The sequence below is a fragment of the Advenella sp. genome (assembly GCF_052108595.1).
GTDB lineage: Bacteria > Pseudomonadota > Gammaproteobacteria > Burkholderiales > Burkholderiaceae_B > Advenella.
In genome coordinates this window covers 1-23,111 of sequence record NZ_JBQEAU010000073.1, presented here as the reverse complement: position 1 = coordinate 23,111, position 23,111 = coordinate 1, and the positions used below count along the sequence as shown (strand labels likewise).

At 55.3% G+C, this 23,111-nt stretch carries 19 protein-coding genes; 6 read left to right on the top strand and 13 right to left on the bottom strand.

Annotation, left to right across the window (positions count from 1 at the left end; genetic code table 11):
• The 4 genes from tssA to ACTIKR_RS13565 all read right to left on the bottom strand — a co-directional run.
• Positions 1 to 972, bottom strand: a 972-nt coding sequence (tssA, locus tag ACTIKR_RS13580; protein WP_442328100.1) for a type VI secretion system protein TssA, incomplete at its 3' end; no start/stop codon positions are given.
• Positions 973 to 1,342: 370 nt separating this feature from the next.
• On the bottom strand, positions 1,343 to 2,641 hold the full coding sequence (locus tag ACTIKR_RS13575; protein WP_193089835.1) for a TRAP transporter large permease: 1,299 nt from the start codon (positions 2,639 to 2,641) through the stop codon (positions 1,343 to 1,345).
• A gap of 84 nt (positions 2,642 to 2,725) precedes the next feature.
• Positions 2,726 to 3,235, bottom strand: coding sequence for a TRAP transporter small permease (locus ACTIKR_RS13570; protein ID WP_193089836.1), 510 nt, complete (start codon positions 3,233 to 3,235; stop codon positions 2,726 to 2,728).
• Entirely contained in the window at positions 3,232 to 4,206 is a 975-nt protein-coding gene (locus ACTIKR_RS13565) for a TRAP transporter substrate-binding protein (protein WP_442328099.1), read from the bottom strand. Before ACTIKR_RS13565 ends, ACTIKR_RS13570 begins: the two co-directional genes overlap by 4 nt.
• Positions 4,207 to 4,763: 557 nt before the next feature.
• Here ACTIKR_RS13565 and ACTIKR_RS13560 point away from each other — a divergent pair.
• From ACTIKR_RS13560 to ACTIKR_RS13550, 3 genes are all read left to right on the top strand, one after another.
• Complete coding sequence (locus ACTIKR_RS13560) at positions 4,764 to 8,384, top strand: hydantoinase B/oxoprolinase family protein (RefSeq protein ID WP_442328098.1); 3,621 nt, start codon at positions 4,764 to 4,766, stop codon at positions 8,382 to 8,384.
• Positions 8,385 to 8,735: 351 nt separating this feature from the next.
• Entirely contained in the window at positions 8,736 to 9,734 is a 999-nt protein-coding gene (locus tag ACTIKR_RS13555; RefSeq protein ID WP_442328097.1) for a Bug family tripartite tricarboxylate transporter substrate binding protein, read from the top strand.
• Positions 9,735 to 9,791: 57 nt separating this feature from the next.
• On the top strand, positions 9,792 to 11,339 hold the full coding sequence (locus tag ACTIKR_RS13550; RefSeq protein ID WP_193089840.1) for an acetolactate synthase large subunit: 1,548 nt from the start codon (positions 9,792 to 9,794) through the stop codon (positions 11,337 to 11,339).
• Positions 11,340 to 11,399: 60 nt separating this feature from the next.
• Here ACTIKR_RS13550 and ACTIKR_RS13545 read toward each other — a convergent pair whose 3' ends face one another.
• The 6 genes from ACTIKR_RS13545 to ACTIKR_RS13520 all read right to left on the bottom strand — a co-directional run bounded on the left by ACTIKR_RS13545 (position 11,400) and on the right by ACTIKR_RS13520 (position 17,583).
• Positions 11,400 to 12,347, bottom strand: a complete 948-nt coding sequence (locus ACTIKR_RS13545) for a LysR substrate-binding domain-containing protein (RefSeq protein WP_193089841.1) — start codon at positions 12,345 to 12,347, stop codon at positions 11,400 to 11,402.
• A gap of 111 nt (positions 12,348 to 12,458) precedes the next feature.
• Positions 12,459 to 13,229, bottom strand: a complete 771-nt coding sequence (locus ACTIKR_RS13540; protein WP_193089842.1) for an amino acid ABC transporter ATP-binding protein — start codon at positions 13,227 to 13,229, stop codon at positions 12,459 to 12,461.
• Complete coding sequence (locus ACTIKR_RS13535) at positions 13,226 to 13,876, bottom strand: amino acid ABC transporter permease (protein ID WP_128393116.1); 651 nt, start codon at positions 13,874 to 13,876, stop codon at positions 13,226 to 13,228. Before ACTIKR_RS13535 ends, ACTIKR_RS13540 begins: the two co-directional genes overlap by 4 nt.
• A gap of 2 nt (positions 13,877 to 13,878) precedes the next feature.
• Positions 13,879 to 14,739, bottom strand: a complete 861-nt coding sequence (locus ACTIKR_RS13530) for a transporter substrate-binding domain-containing protein (protein ID WP_442328096.1) — start codon at positions 14,737 to 14,739, stop codon at positions 13,879 to 13,881.
• A 130-nt stretch (positions 14,740 to 14,869) separates the two neighbouring features.
• A complete protein-coding gene (metC, locus tag ACTIKR_RS13525) occupies positions 14,870 to 16,021 on the bottom strand; it encodes a cystathionine beta-lyase (RefSeq protein WP_442328095.1) in 1,152 nt (383 codons plus the stop codon).
• Positions 16,022 to 16,251: 230 nt separating this feature from the next.
• Positions 16,252 to 17,583, bottom strand: coding sequence for an aminotransferase-like domain-containing protein (locus ACTIKR_RS13520; RefSeq protein WP_442328094.1), 1,332 nt, complete (start codon positions 17,581 to 17,583; stop codon positions 16,252 to 16,254).
• A gap of 136 nt (positions 17,584 to 17,719) precedes the next feature.
• On the opposite strand from ACTIKR_RS13520, the gene ACTIKR_RS13515 reads away from it, so the two are divergent.
• The gene (locus ACTIKR_RS13515; RefSeq protein ID WP_193089846.1) at positions 17,720 to 18,598 is read left to right on the top strand and encodes a DMT family transporter; all 879 of its coding nucleotides are present in this window, start codon (positions 17,720 to 17,722) and stop codon (positions 18,596 to 18,598) included.
• 47 nt (positions 18,599 to 18,645) lie between these two features.
• Here ACTIKR_RS13515 and ACTIKR_RS13510 read toward each other — a convergent pair whose 3' ends face one another.
• Positions 18,646 to 19,455, bottom strand: coding sequence for a siderophore-interacting protein (locus tag ACTIKR_RS13510; protein ID WP_442328093.1), 810 nt, complete (start codon positions 19,453 to 19,455; stop codon positions 18,646 to 18,648).
• A 119-nt stretch (positions 19,456 to 19,574) separates the two neighbouring features.
• Positions 19,575 to 20,156 (bottom strand): PadR family transcriptional regulator, encoded by a 582-nt coding sequence (locus ACTIKR_RS13505; RefSeq protein WP_442328092.1) that lies wholly within the window; start codon positions 20,154 to 20,156, stop codon positions 19,575 to 19,577.
• A gap of 280 nt (positions 20,157 to 20,436) precedes the next feature.
• On the opposite strand from ACTIKR_RS13505, the gene ACTIKR_RS13500 reads away from it, so the two are divergent.
• Complete coding sequence (locus tag ACTIKR_RS13500; protein ID WP_442328091.1) at positions 20,437 to 20,913, top strand: hypothetical protein; 477 nt, start codon at positions 20,437 to 20,439, stop codon at positions 20,911 to 20,913.
• A 116-nt stretch (positions 20,914 to 21,029) separates the two neighbouring features.
• On the top strand, positions 21,030 to 21,641 hold the full coding sequence (locus ACTIKR_RS13495) for a superoxide dismutase (protein ID WP_442328090.1): 612 nt from the start codon (positions 21,030 to 21,032) through the stop codon (positions 21,639 to 21,641).
• Positions 21,642 to 21,874: 233 nt separating this feature from the next.
• Here the strand turns inward: ACTIKR_RS13495 and ACTIKR_RS13490 are convergent, their stop codons facing one another.
• Entirely contained in the window at positions 21,875 to 22,672 is a 798-nt protein-coding gene (locus ACTIKR_RS13490) for an SDR family NAD(P)-dependent oxidoreductase (protein WP_442328089.1), read from the bottom strand.
• Positions 22,673 to 23,111 lie beyond the last annotated feature (439 nt).

Sequence of the window (23,111 nt, the reverse complement as noted above, 5' to 3'; positions counted from 1 at the left end):
AAGAGGAATGGTCTGCTGAACCCGCCGGATCAGGAACGGAGCCGGGTGGCTCGGTTCGTGAATTTCAAAATAACTGCTGATTTTTTCAAGTGCAACCATCGCCTCGTCGCGCGTTTTGATTTGCACTTCTGTCCATGACACCGACCTTTCCGCCATTTGCTGTTGCGCTGTTGCGATATTGCCGGCGGCAGGTTCAACCACACCTTGCTCGCCATTGTTATCTACACCCGTGCTATCGGGCTGTTGCGCTTGCCACGTTGCCGAAGCACCTAATGCACTTGTGATCAGCTCAAAACTTCGCTGCAGCGATGATGCCGACGGCGCCCACTCTGTGCCAAGCTTTTCGGTGGCCAGTTCCACAATGCCCTGCAGGCTTTTTGCTGCGCCGCTCAATCCGATCATTTCCGGAGCACCCGCAATAGCAGCCTGGTTCAGCGTTTCCACCAAACGAGCCCGGCCACCGGGGAACAGATCGGCACGCGAGCCTTCCATGATGGATTCAGCATCGCGCAACGACAACTGGCCGTGTGCGCCGGTGAGCAGGTTGGCGCTGCGTACGCTTCGTCCTACACCTTGCATATCTGCCAGAGAATTGATGGCGTTGATGCGGGGCAACGGATCTTCGTAATCATCTTCAACCAGTTGCGGATAGACGCCAATCCAGCATTTTTGCAGAGCATCGTGCGCCAACCGGATACCGCTGGCGTAGCCTGCGAGACCATTTTGTGACGCCCATGCGCAAGCCAGCGCATGGATCACGCGTAAATCGCAGGTTCTGTCACAAAGCGCGAGCGCTTGCTTTTCAACCTGGTTCCAATCCGGAGCCTGAGCATCAATAATCGTATCGCCAAACTGTTGTTCCGGCTTTTCTACTACCGCCTGCTGTAATGCCAGAAACGCAGCATCGTACTCCAGATTTTCGCCACCGTTGTCTTCGCTAAACGCAGAGAACAATTCATCAAATGTTTTCATGTACCCCGGCTATCCTAAACATGCATTGTGAAACGTGTGTGACGTTTGTTCTTCACACAACTTGCGCATTTCGCTACACGTTACACATTAAAATTCATATTGAGACTAGTGGAAACCCTAGCGATTTGCGCAAATGCCAATTGAAATCTTACAAAAGTTATCTTCCATCATAAGGTTTCAGTCTTGGCAAAATTATGTCAATTAAAATTAAAAACACTTTATTACATATACACACAAAATATTTTTGAGCAATTTCGATTTACTTTGGCGATGATCGTGCATTTTGCACCGCATTTGCCACTTGCAGACATGCATGCTTACATCATTTACATGATGAAAATATGCGCATGGCATCTTGCGCCATGGGCACTTAGCGTACGTTCTGTGGCAGCCACAGTACCAGGTCCGGAATCCAGTAGATAATCATCACGCCAACGATCATCAGCAGGAACATGGGCAGCGCCACCCTGGCGATATAGGGAAGCTCCTTTTTGGTCATGCCGGACAATACAAACAAATTAAAACCAATAGGTGGCGTGATTTGAGCCATCTCAATAACGAAAATCAGAAAGACACCAAACCACACCAGGTCAAGCCCTGCAGCCTGTACGGTAGGAAGTAGCACACCGATAGTGAGCACTACCATTGAGATCCCATCCAGAAAGCAGCCCAATAAGACGAAGAACGCCATAAGCGCGAGCACAAGACCAAACTGCGACAGTCCCAGGGACGCGATCCATTCGGCCAGCGCGCGTGGCAACCCGATATAGCCCATTGCCAGCGTGAGGAACTGGGCGCCAGCCAGAATCAGCGCAATCATGCAATACAGTCGTGTTGCGCCCAGCAACGAGTCCTTGAACGCGGCCCAGCTCATGGAGCCTTGCAGTACGGAAAGAAGGAAAGCACCGACAACGCCGAGCGCTGCAGCCTCAGTAGCCGTTGCGATGCCAGTATAGATAGAACCAAGTACAGCCACAATCAGCAACACCACCGGGATCAGATAACGGGACTCGGCAATTTTCTGTCGGAACGTCATTTTGTTCTGCTCGGGTGGAATGGCCCCGGGATGAAGCAGTGACCACACAATGATGTAACCCATGAACAAAACAGCCAGCAGAATACCTGGTACCACGCCTGCAATAAATAGCCGGGAGATGGACACGTTGGCGGCAACGCCATACACAATCATAATAATGGATGGCGGAATAAGCAGGCCGAGCGTGCCGGCGCCCGCCAGCGTACCCAGCACCTGATCGTCGGGATAGCCACGACGCTTGAGTTCGGGAATCGTCATTTTTCCGATGGTGGCGCAGGTCGCTGCCGATGAACCTGAGACGGCGGCGAAAATGGCGCAGCCAATAATATTGGTATGCAGCAGCTTACCAGGCAACCGGTTCAGCCACGGGGCCAGGCCACGAAACAGATCGGTGGAGAGCCGGGAGCGAAACAGAATTTCGCCCATCCATAAAAACAGCGGCAGCGCGGTCAGCGTCCAGCTCGAGGACGCACCCCATATAGTTAGCGACATGGCATCGCCCGCCGGTCTGGAGGAGAACAGCGCCATGGTCAGCCAAGCGCAACCGGACAGTGTCAGGCCAACCCAGACCCCTGCGCCCAGAAAGCCGAAGATGGCAACCAGCAGGACAATAATGACAATTGACTCATTCATAATGCATTCCGCGCAGTATGCGCATGATTTGCCGGCGATCTTGCCCGGCACGGATTACCCAAAGGAAGGTGTCCTGACCACCGATCAGGTCTGGATGGAAACCGGCTCTTCCTCTGTGCGCGAGTAGCCTTTTTTGAGGGAACTGATAAATTCGTCCACAATCGCGATGCAAAATAGCAGGCAACCGGCAGCCATACCCAACTGTGGGATCCACAAGGGCGTAGCATCTTCTCCGGTAGACAGATCGTGATAACTATAGGAGTCCATGACCAGCTTGATGCTGAACCAGGCCAGTGCCCCCGACAGCACTGTCGCAACCACAAGTGTGAACAGGTTCAGATAGTGGCGCGCGCGCGGCTTGAGCGCAGACAGAATCAGCGTGACCCGAATATGTTCGTTGTTGCGAAAGGTGCTGGCCAGCGCCAAAAAACCTGCCGCTGCCATGGAGTAACCGGCATAGGCATCGAGCCCCGGAAAATTGGTTCCCATTTGCCTGATGATGATGGACCAGAGCACAAATACCAAAATGCCGATCATGAACAGCCCGGCGAGCCAGGCGGCGCCTTCATAGACACAGTTAAGCAAACGTCTCATTTTGATTTGTAGTCGTTCAGCAGTTTTTCACCATCTGCACCAGCTTTCTTGGTCCAGTCGGCAATCATGCTCTCGCCGATTTTGGTCAGGCCGGCAATCAGCTCGCTCGAGGGTTTAACTATTTCCACACCATTCTTTACCAATTGCTCGTTGTACCATTTGGTTTTTTCCTGAGACAATGCCCAGCCGGTTTTTTCAGCTTCGGCTGCCGCATCCAGCAATGCCTTGCGCTCTTTATCGTCCAGTGCATCAAAGGCTCTTTTATTGACGATCAATGCATTCTTGGGTAACCAGGCCTGCGTGTCGTAGAGCTTTTTCAAATACTCATAGGTTTTGGTGTCGTAACCGGTAGAACCCGATGACATATATGAATCGACCACTCCCGTGGCCAATGCCTGGGACAGTTCCGCCTGCTGGATGGTAACCGGATGGGCGCCCACTTCCTGTGCAATTTTGGAAGTGACCGGGCTGTACGCACGCCATTTCAGGCCTTTCATGTCGTCAATCGAATTGAGCGTTTTATTGGTGTAGATCCCTTGCGGCGGCCACGCCACTGAATACAACAGCTTCATACCCTGGGATTCCAGTTTCTTTTCCAGATAGGGTTTCTGTGCCTGGTACAGTTTCCAGGCCTGTTCATAGCCGGTGGCCAAAAACGGCAGGCCATCCAGTTCATAAATGGGATCTTCGTTGGCGAAGTTGCTTAGCAGGATTTCACCGGCCTGAGCCTGATTACCCTGCACTGCCCGCTTGATTTCCGGCGCCTTGAACAGCGATGCGTTGGAGTGAACGGTAATTTTGAATTCGCCGCCCGTGGCATCGGACACAGCCTTGACGAATTTCATGGCAATTTCAGTATGAAAATTGGAATCAGGGTAAGCCGTGGGCAAGTCCCATTGCGTGGCGGCTGAAGCATTCACACTGAATAGAGCGGTGGCAAGCGCGGTCAGAACCAGAGCATTATTTTTCATGGGGGGCATCCTTCAATGTCAGGGTTATGCGGCCGCAGACGCAGCCTGAAGATGGGCAGTGTCTGGCGGACTGGCAGTTACGGTTATATCAGCCCTATGGCTGTCATACTTCAGAGAATATAAGATTTTTGCCGCAAGGGCACGAGAAGATTTTCAGGCAAAGGGAAAACACTGATAGGGTCTGCACCGAAACCGGGCGGCGTTCGGACGCGCAAGCCAGAGGCCGGTGCTAGCATATTTACAGACTTACAGACAATTGGACACAACGATTACGCCGCACAACCGGGCAGCACTGCTTCACGTATCGTCTCCTGTGCCGCTTTGTGTATCGCTTCAGGTGCCGCTTCCAGACGACAGTGCCGTTGCGGCGGTGATACGCTTGCGATCAAGCCGACATGTATGAAGGCGCGGCATGCAAGCGTTTATGCCAGCCAAATGATACCGCCGAAAACATTGGCATGATTTGTGCTGATACACTTGCATGACGCCCGTTCAGAAAATGACGAGCACAATTTTCAGAATCAATATTTTTATTAGAGACAGGCAGGACAAAAAACATGAGCAAGTGGCAATTCTGGGTAGACCGTGGCGGCACCTTCACCGACATCGTCGCAATCAATCCGCAAAAAACCTTATTGACCAGAAAACTGCTCTCGGACAATCCCGATCATTATGAGGATGCAGCGATTGAGGCAATACGCGATCTTCTTGGCGTTGCCAAGGGTGATCCGATTCCGGTGCAAAATATCGATTGCGTCAAAATGGGGACCACGGTTGCCACCAATGCACTGCTGGAGCGCAAAGGCGAACGTGTTGTTTTTTTGACAACCCGCGGCTTTGCCCACGCCTTGCGAATTGCATACCAGAATCGCCCGCGATTGTTCGATCGCCATGTGGTCCTGCCCGAGATGCTTTATGAACAGGTGCTGGAAGCCGACGAACGGATCGACGCGGCCGGCGATGTCATCACAATAATGGACGAACAGGCGCTGCGCGCGCAGCTGCAAGCGGCTTACGATCAGGGCCTGCGCAGTATTGCAATTGTATTTATGCATGCCTGGCGCAACCCGGCTCACGAGAAGCTGGCAGCCCAGCTGGCGCAGCATATCGGCTTCACGCAGATCTCTGCATCGCATGATGTCAGCCCGCTGATCAAATTTGTGTCGCGCGGCGATACCACGGTGGTAGATGCCTATCTGTCGCCGATCCTTCGCCGCTACGTGGATCGGGTCGCCTCGCAATTGCCCGGCGTCAATCTGATGTTCATGCAGTCTTCGGGCGGCCTGTCGGACGCCCACCGCTTCCGTGGCAAGGACGCCATCTTGTCTGGCCCGGCCGGCGGCATCGTCGGGATGGCGCGCAGCAGCCAACAGGCGGGCTACGAGAAAATAATCGGTTTTGACATGGGTGGCACTTCGACCGATGTGTCGCATTTTTCCGGTGTTTACGAACGCGATTACGAAACCTCTGTGGCCGGGGTACGCATGCGCACGCCCATGATGCGTATCCATACTGTGGCAGCCGGCGGCGGCTCAATTCTGCATTTTGACGGCGCGCGCCTGCGTGTCGGACCGGATTCGGCAGGCGCCAACCCCGGCCCTGCTTCTTATCGCAAACAGGGCCCGCTGACTATTACCGATTGCAATGTCATGCTGGGTAAAATCCAGCCGGATTACTTTCCGGCGGTGTTCGGCGCCAATGGCAATGAACCGCTGGATACACAGGTTGTGACCGAAAAGTTCGGTTTGCTGAGTGCGCAGGTTAGCAAGGCTACGGGCCGGCAGGTGAGCCCGGAAGAGGTGGCCGCAGGCTTTCTGGCCATTGGCGTACAAAACATGGCCGAAGCAATCAAACGGATTTCAGTGCAACAGGGCCACGATGTCACGCGCTATACGCTGACCACGTTCGGCGGCGCCGGAGGCCAGCACGCTTGCCTGGTTGCAGATGCGCTTGGCATGACAACTGTGTTTGCCCATCCATTGGGCGGGGTGCTGTCAGCCTATGGCATGGGTCTGGCAGATCAGGTGGCCATTCGCCAGCAGACCGTGGAAAAGCCGCTACATGACAGCCTGATCCCGGAACTGGAGCAATTACGCGACCAGTTAGGCGCGCAGGCCAGCGCAGAATTGAAGACACGGCTGACCACAGGCATGCAGATCGTGCTGAACACCCGTGCACTGTTGAAATACCAGGGCACCGACAGCGCCCTGGAAGTGAATTTTGCCGATGCAGAACACATGCTTGCTGCATTCAATGAACAGTATCGCCAGCGGTACTCGTTTCTGATCGAAGATCGTGCGCTGGTTGTCGAATCCTTGCTGGTTGAAGCGGTGATTGCCGGCAGCCGGATTGACGAGGCGTTGATTACGCGGCGCGATGACAGCCAGCCTGTGGCAGATTCACGTCGCCAAATGTACAGCAACGGCGCCTGGCATGACACACCGGTATTCCGGCGACAAGCGCTGCAGGCTGGCGATGTTGTTGCCGGCCCCGCGATTATTTCCGAAGCCAACCAGACCACGATTATTGAAGCAGGCTGGTCGGCAACCCTCAACGGCAAGGATCATCTGATTCTGACGCGGACCGTCCCCCTGCGTAATGCACTAGCCGTTTCCACGGATGCCGACCCGGTGATGCTTGAAGTCTTCAATAATCTGTTTATGTCGATTGCCGACCAGATGGGCCTGAGTCTGCAGAACACCGCCTATTCGGTCAATATCAAGGAGCGGCTGGATTTTTCCTGCGCGATTTTCGATGACCAGGGCAATCTGATTGCCAATGCGCCGCATATGCCGGTGCATCTGGGATCCATGAGCGAATCGATCAAGACGGTCATGCGGGAAAATGCCGGGAACATGCGTCCGGGCGATGCCTATGTGGTGAACGATCCCTATCACGGCGGCACGCATTTGCCGGACATCACCGTTATCACACCTGTGTTTGCTCGTGACCAAAAGCAGATCATTTTTTATGTCGGATCACGCGGGCACCACGCCGATGTCGGCGGGCTCACGCCCGGCTCAATGCCACCGGACTCGACGACCATCGAAGAAGAAGGCGTGCTTTTCACCAATTTCCAGCTGGTTCGCAACGGTCGGTTCCGCGAACGGGAAGCGCGGGACATTCTGATGTCGGGCAGGTATCCGGCCCGCAACCCCGACCAAAACCTGGCCGATCTGCAGGCACAGATTGCAGCCAACCAGAAGGGCGTCAGGGAACTGCATGCCATGTGCGATACGTTTGGACTGGAGGTCGTGCAAGCCTATATGCAGCATGTTCAGGATAATGCCGAGGCCTCGGTGCGTCGCGTGATTCCCCTGCTGCGTGATGGCAGCTACACCTATAAACTGGACAACGGCGCCGTAATACAGGTCGCGATCCGGATTCATGACGATCGTGAATCGGTGACTGTCGACTTTACCGGTTCATCTGCACAACTGACCAATAACTTCAATGCGCCTGCCTCGATCGCCGTGGCCGCCGTGCTTTATGTCTTTCGTACACTGGTGAACGATGAAATCCCGCTCAATGCCGGTTGCCTCAAGCCTATCAATATAGTGATCCCATCGGCATCCATGCTCAACCCCGAGCCGCCCGCTTCCGTGGTGGCCGGCAATGTGGAAACATCCATGTGCATTGTCAATGCGCTGTACGGCGCATTGGGTGTGCTGGCAGCCAGCCAGGGCACCATGAACAACTTCACTTTCGGCAATGCCCGCTACCAATATTATGAAACCGTCTCTGGCGGCACCGGCGCCGGCCCTGTGTATCTGGACTCGGACGACGAAGGCTTTGACGGTACCTCGCTGGTGCAGGCGCATATGACCAACTCCCGGCTAACCGACCCCGAAGTGCTGGAGCTGCGTTTCCCGGTACGCCTTGAATCCTATGCCATCCGCCACGGTTCCGGCGGCAAGGGCAAATGGCACGGTGGCGATGGCGGCGTCAGGCGCATGCGCTTTCTGGAATCGATGACCGCTGCCATTCTTTCCAATAATCGCAAATACGCACCCTTCGGTCTGAAGGGCGGGGAGCCGGGCCAGACCGGCAGGAACTATATCGAGCGGGCCGATGGTTCTGTGACAGAGCTTGGCCCGCAGGACAGTGCCAATCTGCAGCCGGGGGATATATTTGTGATTGAAACGCCGGGCGGCGGCGGTTACGGTCTGGCAGAATGAGCTGTCCCGATGCTGTCCGCGTGCGGCCCAGTGACGCAGATGTGGCCCGAACATGGCGTGGATGCCCTCGCCGTCAATAGGCTGCTGCGACTGGGCACAGGAGCGGTTGCTCAACTGACACAGGGCAACAGTGCCAGTGGCGCAGGATCAATTGACCGTGGCGCCCGGATCAAGTATTCCACCATGCAAAACGCAGAACGAACCATGCCTCAGGGCCGATGAAATCAGCTTCTTCATATTTCATTTGTATTGGTCCTGGAAGCGGATACACTATGCACAGGGGTGGCCACCCGGACTCCCGACAGTAATACGATACAACGATAAGAAACACGCATCCAAAGGAGACATGCTATGACATTCATTTCCAATACGGTCACACCGATTCGGTCCCTGGCGCTGGCGACCCTTGCTGCCTGCTGTGTCGCCAGCGCAGCGCACGCAGCCGGTTATCCCGAGCGCGCTGTTACCCTGATTGTGCCCTTCCCGCCTGCCGGCACAACCGATCTGATCGCCCGGCATGTTGCCCAGGCACTGGAAAAGGAACTGGGCCAGAGCATTGTGGTCGAGAACCGGGCCGGTGCCGGCGGCAATGTGGGCATGGGCGCACTGGCTCGCTCCAAAGCAGATGGCTATACCATTGGCATGGGCACCATCGGGACGCAGACCATCAACCAGTTTCTGTACAAGGATATGCCCTTTGATCCGCAAAAGGATTTTGCGCCCATTGCGTTGGCAGGTACCACACCGAATATCATTGCCGTCAATGCCAATTCCGATATCAAGTCGCTTGGCGACCTGATTGAAAAGGCCAAGACGGCAAAAGATAAAAAGCTCAGCTACGCTTCTCCAGGCGTGGGCTCATCGGTGCATCTGACCGGCGCCTATCTGGAAGACGCAGCCGGCATCAGCATGCTGCATGTGCCATTCAAAGGCGTGTCGGGCTCGATGCCTGCGCTGATCGGCGGCCAGGTGGACATACTGATGGACAACCTGCCCAGCACGCTATCACAAGTGAAAGATGGAGGAAAAGTGCGCGCAGTTGCCGTAACGGGCGCGCAGCGGGATCCTGCCATCCCGGATGTCCCGACGGTCGCCGAATCGGGCCTGCCGGGCTTTGATGTGAGCGCATGGTTTGCCCTGTATGCACCAGCCGGCACGCCTCCCGAGGCCATCAAGACGCTGGTTGCTGCTGCAGAAAAAGCATTGGCCTCGAACGAATTGAAACAGAAACTGCAGCAGACCAGCACCCAGCCAGGCACAATATTCGGCACTGATCTGACGGCATTCGAGGCCAAGGAACGTGAACGCTGGAACAAGCTGATTCAGGACAAACATATTCAGTCCAAATAGTTTTTATTGTTAACCCGTTCCGTGCGCGGAACATAGTTGAAAAAGGTTTATAGATTCATGAACGGAGCAGACAGTCTTTGCGATACCTTGCTGGAAAACGATATTGATGTATGTTTTGCCAACCCCGGTACCTCGGAAATGCATTTTGTAGCAGCGCTGGATCGCAAGCCGCAGATGCGCTGCGTACTGGGTGTTTTCGAGGGCGTGGTGACAGGCGCCGCCGACGGCTATGCACGAATGGCCGACAAGCCGGCAGCCACGCTGCTGCATTGCGGGCCCGGCATGGCCAACGGCCTGGCCAACATGCACAACGCCAGGCGCGCCCATACCCCCATGGTCAACGTCGTGGGCGATCACGCCAGTTATCATTTGCAATACGACGCACCGCTGACCAGCGATATCGAAAGCCTGGCCACACCCATGTCCGACTGGGTAAGGCGTATTGCGTCGGCCGACGATGTTTCCGGCGCTGCAGCGGCGGCGATCAGTGCAGCAAACAGCGGCTACGGGGCTGTGACCACGCTGATTCTGCCGGCAGATGCCGCATGGACTGAAACCTCCACCCCCATACAAAAGGCGCCGGCCGTCAAGCGCACACAGGTTGCTCCGCAAGCCCTGCGAGCGGCAACCGAAGCGCTCAATAACGGTCGCAATACAGTGATCCTGCTGTCTGGCAAAGCGCTGCGTAGCAAGGCGCTGGAGACCGCAGCCCGGATCGCTGAGCGTACCGGTGCCCGGCTGATGGCGCAACAGTCCAACGGTCGCATTGAACGGGGTGCAGGGCGTGTGAAAATAGAACGCGTGCCATTTAACGTTGATCTTGCCATCAAAGCGTTGCAAGATACCGAACAGTTGATTCTGGTGGGCGCAAAAACGCCCGTTGCCTTTTTTGCATACCCGGGCAAGCCTGGCGAACTGGTTCCGGAAAATTGCAAACGTATTGAACTGACGCAGCCGGACGATGATCTGCCCGGCGCCCTGGAAGCCCTGGCTGATGCCGTGGGCGCAACCCAGACGCCGATCAGCCTGCTTGCAGAACGAATCGATATCGGCCTGCCGACTGGGACACTGGACGCAGCTGCCGTGATCCAGGCGATTGGCAGCCTGCTGCCCGAGAACGCGATTATTTGCGATGAGTCTGTTACCTCGGGAAGGGATTCGTTCAAATCGACATTTGGCTCGGCGCCACACGATTTCCTGCAGATCACAGGCGGTGCCATCGGGATCGGAATTCCTATGGCCACTGGTGCAGCCGTTGCCTGCCCGGATCGCAAAGTCGTTCTGATGCAGGCTGACGGCAGTGGCATGTATACCCTTCAGGCCCTCTGGACACAGGCCCGCGAACAACTGGATGTGGTCACTGTTATTTTTGCAAATCGCAGTTATGCCATATTGCATAACGAATTCAAGCAGGTTGGCGCCGGCGCGCCCGGCCGCAATGCCCATCGCATGCTGGATCTGGACAACCCCGCATTCGACTGGGTACACATGGCCAACGCGGCCGGCGTAGAAGCTGCCCGGGTGACCACCACGGCAGCCTTATCCGATGTGCTGCGCAGCGCCATGACGCGCAAGGGGCCGTTTCTGATTGAAGCGGTTATCTGATCCAGAACCTGGTGAGTGCAGCTGTGATATCGCCGCGCTCACCACACCTGAGGATTGCATTTACCGTGATTTTCGGCCAGCGGGTTTGGACGGTATTGCACCCAGCAGCTCGTCAATCTGTGTTTGCACTTCACTCATTTGAATACGCATGAATTTAAGAAACTGCTTGGAACTTTCCGAGAATAATCTATCTGTACGAAACAGCAGAATCGCGCGAAACTCGACATCGAATGCTGCTCGCTTGAGGACCAGCCCGCTGTCAGCATAACCTATCGCGGTCACCGGATTGGCAACGCCAATGCCCACCCCTTGTCGGGCCAGTTCACATACCGTTTGCGAATAAGGCGTTTCAACGATACGCCTGGGCACCACATTGGCGTTCTGCAGCAGGGCATCCAGGCGAATGCGACTACTGTCTTCGGCGTTAAGCGCGATGAAATCCATATCCTGAAGATCTGTGAGCGCAATGATCTGCTTATTGTTCAGCGGATGGTCTTTGCGCATGACGACCACGCATTGTGTTCTGTAGAACAGCGAGTGTTCCAGACCGGCCAGCGACATCTCATCTGCCATTAAACCAAAATCGGCCTGTCCGGATGTCACATGCGCATGCACATCCTTGGAGCTCATGATTTGCAAAGAGATAGAGGTTTCTGAAAAACGATGGCGAAAGGACGCAACAACGTGCGGCAGAAAACTAAAGCCCAGCGCAGGGTACACAGCAGCAGTCAGCCGGTCGGCGCCACCGGACTTCAGGCTGCGAATGCGATGTTCTATTGCCTGCATACCGACAAAATGCCGCTCGATATCATTGAGCAGTATCTGCGCTTCGCGGGTGGGAACCAGCCGTCCGCGAATTCGTTCGAACAAACACAGATCTGCCGAGGTTTCCAGCTTACGCAATGATTGGCTGACTGCCGATTGCGAAATCCCCAGTAAAGCGGCGGTCTTGCTGGCCGTCCCGGACACCATGACCGAGCGGAAAATTTCGATGTCCCGGGCATTCATACGCGGCTCCTGGAAGGAAAATGATCGCTGCCGGCAGTGCTCACACAGAAGCAAACGGCCAGCTCAAACAAGCAAGACCGGTCACCCCATTACGAATCGCCAATGATCAGGCTAATCGACCTGCCCCAGAAACTGGGTAATGCGTGAATTGCCCTGATTACTGAAAAATTGTTTCGCCGAACTATTCTCCAGAACGGAACCCTGCTCCATGAAGATTATACGGTTTGCGACACTTTTGGCAAACCTGACCTCATGCGTGACCACGATCATGGTCATACCATCACGCGCCAGTGCCCGCATAACCTCCAGCACGTCGTCACGCAGTTCAGGGTCAAGCGCAGAGGTCGGTTCATCAAACAGGATAACTTCGGGATCCATCGCCAGCCCTCTGGCAATGGCAACCCGCTGCTTTTGCCCGCCCGACAAATGGGCCGGATAGTCATTTGCCTTTTGCGCCAGACCGACGCGCTCAAGCAGCTGCATGCCTTTGTCCATTGCTGACGCTTTGGCCATACCCTGAACACTGATCAGTCCCTCTATGACGTTTGCAATTGCCGTCATGTGTGGGAACAGATTGAAAGACTGAAAGACCATGGCCGATTTTCTGCGTATCTGCTGGATCTCATGCTTTTGCTTGCCTGTATATTGCTGTGTGGGCTCAACCGTAACCCTGATCCCGGCGATCTCGACCGTGCCGCTGTCCGGTCGCTCCAGGAAGTTCAGGGATCGCAACAGCGTGGTCTTTCCTGAACCCGAGGGTCCCATGATAACGACCACCTCTCCTTTATCTACGTCCAGATCGACGCTATGCAAAACCGGTGTTCCCGCGTAGCTTTTGCAAATGCCACGCGCCTGCACTGCGCTTGTGATTTCAGATGTCATCGAATATGCCTCGCACACCGTTGCTCCAGATAAGTCTGAAGAATTGTCAGTATTTGGTTGATGATCCAGTAAATAGCGCCAACCATAAGAAACATCTCCATGTAGCGGAACGTGGCCGCGCCTACCTGGTCAGCCACCCTGGTCAACTCCACCACCGTGACAGTGGATGCAAGCGAGGTGTCCTTCACCAACGCGATCAGGCGACTGCCTACCGTTGGAATGGCAATGACCAGGCCCTGCGGGAGAATGATCCGCTGCATCAGCTTACGGTAGCTCAACCCCATGGACAGTCCTGCCTCCCACTGCCCTTTGTCCACGGCATTGATGCCGGAGCGGAAGTTTTCACTCAGATAGGAAGCTGAAAACAACGTGAGGGCAATAATGGCAGAGGGCACAGGTTCAAGAACAATGCCTATGCGCGGCAGGCCAAAATAGATGAGCAGCAGTTGCACCAGCAACGGCGTACCGCGAAAGATGGACACGTAAACGAATGCCGCGTAGCGCAGTACCCTGAAGGACGAGATCCGTGCCAGCGCAATAAACAGACCGAGTATACAACCCAGGATAAAAGAGCTGGCCGATAGCAACAAGGTCAAGAGCAGTGCGTTTTGCAGGAGCGGCAAGGCTCGCATGAACAGCTCCAGCATGATTATTTCCCCTCTGCTGCGATTTCTTCTTTGGCTGCCGCTATTGAGCCCAGCATGTTGTAATCCTTGCCGACAAACTCATTGCTTATGCGTTCGACGGTGCCATCCTTGAGCATGCTGTCCAATGCACTGTTGACGGCTTCACGCAAGGCATCCTGTCCTTTTGGCAGCGCTGCAGCGGCCAACTGGAATGTCAAGGGTTCGCCAACCTCCTTGACTGGAATCCCTTTGGCATGCGCGTACTTCATACCACCAAAATGGGAAATGATGACAGCATCGATTCTGCCATTGGCGATATCATTGAAAATTAGCGACCCGTTATCGTAGCCTCTGATATCCGAATCGGTCAGATGCTCACGTGCCCAGCTTTCGTTGGATGATCCGGTCGAAACCCCTACCTTTTTGCCGGCGAGTGTTGCTCTGTCCGTAATATCGGTATTGTCATTACGAACGAAAATGCGAAATACTTCAACCCCATAAGGGACGGAAAAATCAACCTGTTTGCGGCGCGTCTCGGTGGGTGTCATATCGTTCATGACCAGATCGTATTTATCTGTTTTCAACCCTTCTACAAAGTTCTTGTAGGTGTCGCCAACAAATTTTATTTTCGGCGTTCCCATGCGCTGCGCCATCTCTTTGGCAATGGCCACATCGTACCCGGTCAGCTGATTCTTGTCGTCAAGCATGCTCCAGGGTGGACTGGCCTGGGTATTGGCAATGCGTATGACGCCGGTGCTTTTGATTCTTTCCAGTAGATCTGTTTGCTCTGCAAGTGCGGGTGCAGTAACACTCGCTCCTCCTATGGCCAAAACCAGCATAGCTGCCAGTTGCCGTGGTCCACGTATCCATGTCGTCGTTTTCATATCATGTCTCCACATTGATGTGATGTTGTGTTCGATCCGCACCCGGTGCCCTGGCTGCAGGCGCATACCGGATGTGAACGCTCTTTCTTTACAGCAGATTTATCTATTGACGCCTGCCGTCGCGCATTTTTTATGCGCAAACTTGGGCATAGGCGCTTAGGGCCTTTTTTAAATCCTGGATAATCAGTTCGGGATCCTCCAATCCTGCCGATAATCTGATGATGGCCTGATCCGTTCTCGGAAATACCCTGTCGCGCTGCATTTGCGCCGGATAGAATGCGATCAGACTGTGTACGCCACCCCAGCTGGCGCCAAGCACAAGATGCTCCAGCGCAGCGAAAAATGCGCGATAAGCCTGTTGATTCTCCTGGTTGAGCGTAAAAGAAAACAGGCAACCGCCCGCTCCAAAATCACGCTTCCATACTTCATGCCCCTGGTCACCGGGCAGGCAGGGAAACAGCATGTCCCTGACTTCGGGCTGTTGCTGCAACCAAGTGGCGATGGTCAGGGCATTCTCACTCTGCCGGCGGTATCTGATCTCGAAGGTTTCCAGCCCGCGCATCACCAGAAAACAATCATCTGGACTGGTCTGCAGCCCCATAATGCTCTGCGTCTCACGTAACTGTGCGAACTGCTGGGCATCATTGGTGATGACGGCACCGAGAAGCAAATCAGAATGACCACCGAAAAACTTGGTTGCAGCCTCGACACACAAATCAATGCCATGCTCCAGTGGACGAAAACCCAGTGGCGAGGCCCAGGTATTGTCCATCATGGTCATCACACCGTGTTTTTTGGCTGCAGCCACAATCGCCGGGATGTCGGGCATTTCCATGGTGACCGTTCCAGGCGCCTCGGCGCAGATCATCTTCGTATTGGGCCTGATAAAACGCGATATTTCATGCGCAATATCCGGTGGATAATATTCAACCTCGACCCCCAGGCGGGCCAGCCATTTTTCTGCGTAGGTTTTCAGGGCGCCATAGCTTGCTGCCGAAATAAGCAGATGATCTCCACCCTGCACGAACGCCATCACGGCAAGACATAATGCGGCCTGTCCGGATGGCGTCACCGCGCAGTGGCGGCCACCTTCAAGACGAGCGATATCCTGCTCCAGCAAACGGGCGGTTGGCGTGCCCGTGATGCCATAGCTAAAACCATCAGGCTGCCGCGCCTTTCTGTGTATGAAGGATTCAACGTCGTCAAACACAACGGTGGAGGCGCGCCAGACAGGGGCCGACAGGCCTGCAAATGCTTCGTTCGCTTGGTAATACTTCTTCATGGTAGTCAGAACTCAAATGGGGAAAGTCTGGCCAGTGTTGCAGAAGTTGATACCAGCGGCTACATCTATAATTATTGACTCTATAAGTAAAACTTAAGTGTGGCCGAGCAGGCGTCTTTGTCGATCGCGAAAGCCCGGCTGTGCCCGGCGCCTGGCAGTCACCGCGTGACCGGAGCCCTTCTCTGTGTTTGCTCTATAACAATCGCACAATCGGCGATGAAAAATCCGCGTCATGCATAAGACATCACGCAATGCCTGACCCGCTCCAATGCCGACTGTAGTACGTCCGGCGTAACCGACCCAAGTGCCAGGCGAATTGCATGCGGCACGTGGACCGTAGTGGCAAATGGCTCTGCTGTTGACACGGAAATCTGTTCGCGCATGAGCGCCATCGCAATCTGATCTGCCCGTACCTCTTCGGCCAAGGGGATCCACAGAAAATAGGATGAGGGGTGGCCGACGCACGAGATACCTGCCAGGATCTTTCGGGCCATGGCCTGGCGGTATTGTGCGTCTTCGCGTTTTTCGCGTTCAAGCTGCAATACTGTGCCGTCGCGGATCCATTCAATTGTCATGGCGGTCATCACTCCCGGCGTACTCCAGGTTGTGGCGCGTATGGCCCGTTCCAGCGAGGCAATATGCGCCGGCGGCGCCGCGACCAGGCCCACGCGCAAACCTGCGGCAACATTTTTTGAAAACCCGGTGATGTAGATCGTGATATCCGGCGCCAGCTGGGCAATAGGCGCAGGCGCGTCATCAACCAGAAAAGCGTAGGCGGCATCTTCGATAATAAGCAGGCTGTATTTGCGTGCAACCGCCACCAGTTGCTGCCTGTGGTTTTCGCTCATGACCCAGCCCAGCGGGTTGTTCATGGTGGGCATGGTATAGATCGCCTTTATCCGACGCGAACGACACAGCTTTTCCAGCGCGGCAATATCGGGGCCATGGTTGTCTGCCGGGATGGGCACCAGCTCCAGATGCAGCATATCTGCCAGCACCCGAAAGCCGGGATAAGTCAAGGCATCGACGGCAACCACATCACCTGGATTCAGGCGTGCCATCACCGTGATGGCCAGGCCATCTTGCGCACCATTCACGATCAGAATCTGCCCGGCATCGACGATAAGCCCGCGATGCGCCAGATATTGCGCCATCACTGCCCGGTCGTGTGCCCTGCCGCCATAAGGCTGATAGCGCAACAGCGAGGCCAGATCGCCCGAAGTGGACAACTGCCTGAGCGCATGGCGCAGCAGTTCGGCCTGCTGTGGCAACGAAGGGTAATTGAAATTGAGATCTATCATATCGGCTGCGACCACGTGCTGATCCGTTCCGTGTCCGGGCGTGAGCGTGATGGCCCGCACATAAGTGCCGCGCCCGGTTTCACCGCTGACTAACCCCATGGCTTGCAGCTCGGCGTAGACGCGGGTCGCGGTAACCAGGGACATGCCTTCGCGCGCAGCCAGTTGCCGGTGGGTCGGCAGCCGGGTTCCCGGCGCCAGCTGCCCTGCCTGGATTTGCTGCGCAAATCGATCGACAACTGTTTTGTATCGCAGGCGGGCCATAGGCAGATGTATCCATGACAATAATTTGATTGTCATTATTATAAGTTCTAAGATTGCATTTTGCCATTGCTGTTTCACGACAATACGGGCGCAATTGCAGGTGTGATAGATGACGGATGATCAATCGGGTGAATACATGAAACACGGAAATTGGCAGACAAATACAGCAGGTGGCTGGCTCAATGGATTTCTCGGCGTGCTGATTTTCAGTGGTTCGCTGCCGGCAACGCGCGTGGCGGTGCTGCAATTTGACCCAATATTTTTGACGGTCGCCCGTGCAACCATTGCCGGTGTACTGGCGCTGGTCATGCTGCTGGTGTTCAGTCAAAAACGTCCCACCCGGGCCCAGTTGGTCCCGCTGCTCATCGTGGCCCTGGGGGTCGTGGTGGGGTTTCCGCTGCTGACGGCGCTGGCGCTGCAGCATGTCACGTCGGCGCATTCCATTGTGTTTATCGGACTGTTGCCGCTGGCCACAGCGGCATTCGGCGTATTGCGGGGCGGCGAGCAGCCGCGCCCTGCCTTCTGGCTCTTCTCTGTCACCGGTAGCCTGCTGGTGGCAGGATTTGCCCTGTCGCAGGGCCTGAGCGCCTCCCTGACGGGCGATCTGCTGATGCTTGCCGCCGTGCTTGTCTGTGGGCTGGGTTATGCCGAGGGCGCGGCGCTGTCACGCAACCTGGGCGGCTGGCAGGTGATCTGCTGGGCTTTGGTGCTGTCTTTGCCTGCCATGCTGATTCTCTCGCTGCTGACCATGCCGGCCTCATTTGCAGGCATCGGCGCTCCCGCCTGGGCAGGCCTGGCTTATGTGTCGCTGTTCAGCATGCTTATCGGTTTTGTGTTCTGGTATCGTGGCCTGGCCCAGGGCGGCATTGCCGCTGTCGGCCAGTTGCAATTGCTACAGCCTTTCTTTGGCCTGGCGCTGGCAGCAACGCTGCTGCACGAACCGGTCAGCATGCTGATGATCGGCGTCACGGTGGCGGTCATTGCATGTGTCGCAGGGTCCAAGCGTTTTGCCTGAGGCAAGTGCAATAGCACGCTATGGTTACTGCTGTCGCCGCATGTGACCTATTCCTGTGGAGTGCCCTGCTTCCAGTAATTGCTGATGCGCATCCGTGATTTATCAATGCCCTTTTCTTCAAGCAGGTACTGGCTGATGGCCCGCATTTGCGCGGCCTGGCCACCGCCCCAGATATAGCCTTCGCCAGCCGGCAGCGCAAAGGCACGTACGGCGTCGACCAGTGCTTGCTCGGGCTGCTGCTGTCGGTGCAGCCAGGTGATCTGGACATCGGCCTGCGTATGAAAGCGCTGCTCTTCGGCGGCGTTTTCCACCACTGCAATCACGTGGACTTTGGCGCCTTCGGGCAACGCTTCAAGACGCCGACCGATAGCCGGCAAGGCGGTTTCGTCGCCAATCATCAATTGCCAGTCGAAGTCTGACGCCATGACAAATGAGCCGCGCGGCCCGGCAACAACCAGTTGATCACCGGCCGTTGCGCTAGCCACCCAGGTTGAAGCCGGCCCATCGCCATGCAGGACAAAATCAATATCCAGTTCGTTGTCTGCGGGACGGTAGCGTCGTGGGGTGTAATCGCGCGATGGCGGACGCACAGTGCCTTCAGGAAACTGCGGCCCCGCTTCGGTGTTTGTCGGAACGACGAGCTGGCCATCGGCAGGGAAAAACAGTTTCATGTGATCGTCAAACGAGGCGGAGATAAAGTCGCCAAGATCGGGGCCATGAAACGTGACGCGCACCATGCGCGGCGTCAGGCGGGTGACCTGCCGCACTTGCAGCAGGCGAGCCTTGAGCGGATGGCGCACGCGCTGGGGCGTGTGTTCGGTGGGAATCGGGGTTTGCATCATTGTCAGGGTACTCATAGGTGAATCTGTCGAAAATGCCGTCGATAAACAGGCGTTGGAGGGCGCATCCTGGTGCTCGCATCTAGCAGCGCGCCTTCGGACGGCTGTAGCGCCGCAGTGGTATGCATCCATTGATCCTATCGTGACGGTGTACAGGACTGGTTGATTTGCGCAATGGCCTCTTGCAGAATCGTGGTGATGCGCTTTTGCTCCTGTGGATCGGCAGCGCTTTTAAGCAGCAATGACCGCTTCAGAGCGAGGCGCGCTGCCAGAAACTCAGGGAGCCAGCCGTCATTGCCTGTGGCATCGCTGTCAGCGGCCATCACTCCTTGGATGTATTTCATTTTGTTGGCCAGATGCACCAGCATGGCCAGCAATTCCTCTGCCTGATCGCGATGTTCATTCAAGAATGCCAGACCTTCAGGCAATAACGCATAGGATTTTTTGTTGCTGCTGACCGACACCGAGGCATAACCAATTTCCTGGATGTAGGTAAGCGCCGGATACACCATGCCAGGGCTGGGCTTCCAGTATCCGCCGGAACGGCAGTCCAACTCCTTGACCAGTTCATAACCGTGACTGGGCTGCTTTTCAAGCAAAGCCAGCAACATAAGCTGCAGATCGTCCGATGAAAATTTGCGGCCACGGGTAAAATTCGCCTCGTGGCGATGCCGGCCATGTTCGCGCGAGCGATCACCTGGCTGCTTGTCTTTTTTCATTTCAATTCCTTATAAACATATCGTACGATATATTTTATGACCTTAATAGTCAAGTGAAAAAGAAGTGACATCCATTATTTTTCTGGGTTTTTTACAGTTAATCTTCGTTGTTAAACACTGCTGAAAGAGTATAGATACGGGGTTATTTATTTCATAAGTCATTTATTTTTAAAGATAAATGAAATATTCACATTACTTTCAGAAAGGCCATTGTTGCTATCTATAATAAAAATCATTACTATTTGCATAAGCGATACAATGGGATTGCCATGGAGGCGTTATGCTGAATGAAATAAGGACCGAAGCGTCCGCGGTAAACAGCCAGGATTATCTTGTGCGCTGGCGTCAGGCAACGACAGATGGCAATGATGCGTTCAGCAGCGGCAGCTACAGGGAAGCGATAGGACACTATGATCTTGCCCTGACCATGGCCACGGATTTTTTTGGCCAGGCTGACGATGCCGATACCGCCATTGCCGCCTATGTCATTGCCCATCACAATCTGGCCGATACTTACGAGCGTCTTGGCAGCGAAGCACTACAACGCCTGCACTTGTGCCTGGCACACGAAAAACTGTGCGCCGCGATGAATGATCGCGCACTGCCGCAAGCGTGGCAAATGGCGGCCATGAATCACAGCCGGCGCACCTATGGCGAGCTGACCCGTTTTCTGGGCCAGCTCCCGAACGATAAACAAGCGAAACTGGCGGCAAGCCAAGGCGCGGCCGGTATCACACTTGACATAGCCATGCATTGACGGGCTTTCTCTTGCCTTCACGCCCCCGTGGGTTGAGCACTTGCATTCGACCGGCACCGCCAGCGGATGCATCAGCTTGCCGATTCTTTTATCACTAATTACATCAGGAGCAATTCATGTCTTATACCCTTCCCGCTTTATCTTACGCTTACGATGCGCTCGAACCCAATATCGATGCACAGACGATGGAAATTCACTACACCAAGCATCACCAGACGTATATCAACAACCTGAATGCGGCGCTGGAGGGTGCAAGCCTTCCCAAGCCGGCTGTCGAGGAACTGATTGCCAATATCGATACACTTCCCGAATCCGTGCGCGCGGCGGTACGCAATAACGGCGGTGGCCATGCCAATCACAGCCTGTTTTGGCAAGTGATGTCTGCACAAGGCGGCGGCCAGCCCGATGGCAGTCTTGCCGCAGCCATTGACGCGGATCTGGGTGGTCTGGAAAAGTTCAAGGAAGCCTTCACCAAAGCAGCCATCTCCCGCTTCGGTAGCGGCTGGGCCTGGCTGAGCGTTACGCCTGAAAAGAAACTTGTTGTTGAAAGCACGGCCAACCAGGACAGCCCGCTGATGACCGGCAACACACCGATTCTTGGCCTTGATGTGTGGGAACATGCTTACTATCTGAAGTACCAGAACCGCCGACCCGAATATATTGCTGCGTTCTACAATGTAGTCAACTGGCCCGAAGTGGCACGCCGGTATGAGGCTGCGATGGGTTGATAGTATGTACCAGAGCGCTTTCACCTGATTGCGCCCGTCCGATCGCACTCATCGGAACCGGAAAGCAGGCCTGGCCTGCCTTTTAAAAAAGCTGAGCACCGCACAGGTCTGCCGTGGCACCAACGAGTGGATTCTGCATGGCCAGCATGTGTGCTCGTCAGCGCAACAGCAGACCCACTGACTTATTTTGCGCTGACGTATTTGGCTGCCACATTTCGCAGACACATTGCATTTTACGCGCGACGTGGTCGCGGAATATGACTCATGAGCGACTGCGTAAAGCCTCCATCCACAACTATTTCTGCACCATTGACGTAGGCCGAACGATTGCTTACAAGAAAGACGGCCACATTGGCGATATCCTCCGACATGCCGATGCGACGTTGAGGCACGGCATTTTCCCGTTGCTCGCGCACGTGCGAATCGACATAATAGGGTTCGCTCAGGGGTGTACGAATCAGCCCGGGACTGATCGCATTGCTGCGCACCCCCTGTGGCCCCCATTCAACCGCCAGTTGCCGGGACAGCATCAGGATTGCCGCTTTGGTTGTGCTGTAGGCGCCGCTGAACGGCTGGGGATTTGAACCGGCGATGGATGCGATATGAACGATAGCACCTTCGCCCTGGGCCTGCATTGACTGGCCAAAGGCGCGGGCACATCGCAAGTAGCCTGTCAGATTGACGTCAATCTGGCGCTGCCAGTCTGCAACAGCAATCGCGTCAAGATGCCCCTGTACAGAGACCGCAGCATTGTTGACCAGTGCAAAACAGTGGCCCAGTTGCCTGCTCACGATTTCTGCCGTCGCAGCGATCTGATCATCGTCAGCAACATCGCAGGCCAGTGACAGGCATTCACCCTTGGCATTGGCACGCAGCTGGTCCACCTCACCAGGCGATAATGCCTGACGATCCAGCATGGCGACATGCGCGCCATTTTCAAGCAGCGCACGCACCGTTGCGCGTCCGATCCCGCCGTTTGCGCCCGTGACCGCTACGACCCTTCCTGCAATGCCCAACCACGTATCGTTCATCCTGAATCCTTTGCTCCGTCTGATTTATGTTGACTCTGTGTGCAGATCTCCCTTTGCTACGTATAGCGGATCTGCGCCTGCCTGCCATGGGCTTTGCCGGTATAGTGCGCCCGCGATAGCCCCGGCCCCGGTCTGCGCCCGTTGAGCCTGCAGACTGGCACCTGCCCAGGGCGTGCCTTGGCCGCCTGTTATCATCTTATCCGGCTTGCGCTGCGCGCACTAGCCGCGATTCACGCAAAACACAATCGAGCTTTTGGCGAGCAATTGTGATTGGCGCAAGCGGCAAGCGTTATGCGCCAATCACAATTGCTATCGCTTTGGAGCAGCGGGCTGATAACGAACGTGATAAAAATCGACCGCAAGCCATTGCTCCTGAAGTTGCAGTATTGTTCTGCGCGTGTGCCCCTTATCGCAGGCAAGCGGTCAGTGTATAAAAGCC

Excerpts from the sequence above, each read along its gene's own strand:
- ACTIKR_RS13575 (WP_193089835.1), bottom strand. The coding sequence starts at position 2,641 with ATGAATGAGTCAATTGTCATTATTGTCCTGCTGGTTGCCATCTTCGGC.
- ACTIKR_RS13570 (WP_193089836.1), bottom strand. The coding sequence starts at position 3,235 with ATGAGACGTTTGCTTAACTGTGTCTATGAAGGCGCCGCCTGGCTCGCC.
- ACTIKR_RS13565 (WP_442328099.1), bottom strand. The coding sequence starts at position 4,206 with ATGAAAAATAATGCTCTGGTTCTGACCGCGCTTGCCACCGCTCTATTC.
- ACTIKR_RS13560 (WP_442328098.1), top strand. The coding sequence starts at position 4,764 with ATGAGCAAGTGGCAATTCTGGGTAGACCGTGGCGGCACCTTCACCGAC.
- ACTIKR_RS13555 (WP_442328097.1), top strand. The coding sequence starts at position 8,736 with ATGACATTCATTTCCAATACGGTCACACCGATTCGGTCCCTGGCGCTG.
- ACTIKR_RS13550 (WP_193089840.1), top strand. The coding sequence starts at position 9,792 with ATGAACGGAGCAGACAGTCTTTGCGATACCTTGCTGGAAAACGATATT.
- ACTIKR_RS13545 (WP_193089841.1), bottom strand. The coding sequence starts at position 12,347 with ATGAATGCCCGGGACATCGAAATTTTCCGCTCGGTCATGGTGTCCGGG.
- ACTIKR_RS13540 (WP_193089842.1), bottom strand. The coding sequence starts at position 13,229 with ATGACATCTGAAATCACAAGCGCAGTGCAGGCGCGTGGCATTTGCAAA.
- ACTIKR_RS13535 (WP_128393116.1), bottom strand. The coding sequence starts at position 13,876 with ATGCTGGAGCTGTTCATGCGAGCCTTGCCGCTCCTGCAAAACGCACTG.
- ACTIKR_RS13530 (WP_442328096.1), bottom strand. The coding sequence starts at position 14,739 with ATGAAAACGACGACATGGATACGTGGACCACGGCAACTGGCAGCTATG.
- metC (WP_442328095.1), bottom strand. The coding sequence starts at position 16,021 with ATGAAGAAGTATTACCAAGCGAACGAAGCATTTGCAGGCCTGTCGGCC.
- ACTIKR_RS13520 (WP_442328094.1), bottom strand. The coding sequence starts at position 17,583 with ATGGCCCGCCTGCGATACAAAACAGTTGTCGATCGATTTGCGCAGCAA.
- ACTIKR_RS13515 (WP_193089846.1), top strand. The coding sequence starts at position 17,720 with ATGAAACACGGAAATTGGCAGACAAATACAGCAGGTGGCTGGCTCAAT.
- ACTIKR_RS13510 (WP_442328093.1), bottom strand. The coding sequence starts at position 19,455 with ATGAGTACCCTGACAATGATGCAAACCCCGATTCCCACCGAACACACG.
- ACTIKR_RS13505 (WP_442328092.1), bottom strand. The coding sequence starts at position 20,156 with ATGAAAAAAGACAAGCAGCCAGGTGATCGCTCGCGCGAACATGGCCGG.
- ACTIKR_RS13500 (WP_442328091.1), top strand. The coding sequence starts at position 20,437 with ATGCTGAATGAAATAAGGACCGAAGCGTCCGCGGTAAACAGCCAGGAT.
- ACTIKR_RS13495 (WP_442328090.1), top strand. The coding sequence starts at position 21,030 with ATGTCTTATACCCTTCCCGCTTTATCTTACGCTTACGATGCGCTCGAA.
- ACTIKR_RS13490 (WP_442328089.1), bottom strand. The coding sequence starts at position 22,672 with ATGAACGATACGTGGTTGGGCATTGCAGGAAGGGTCGTAGCGGTCACG.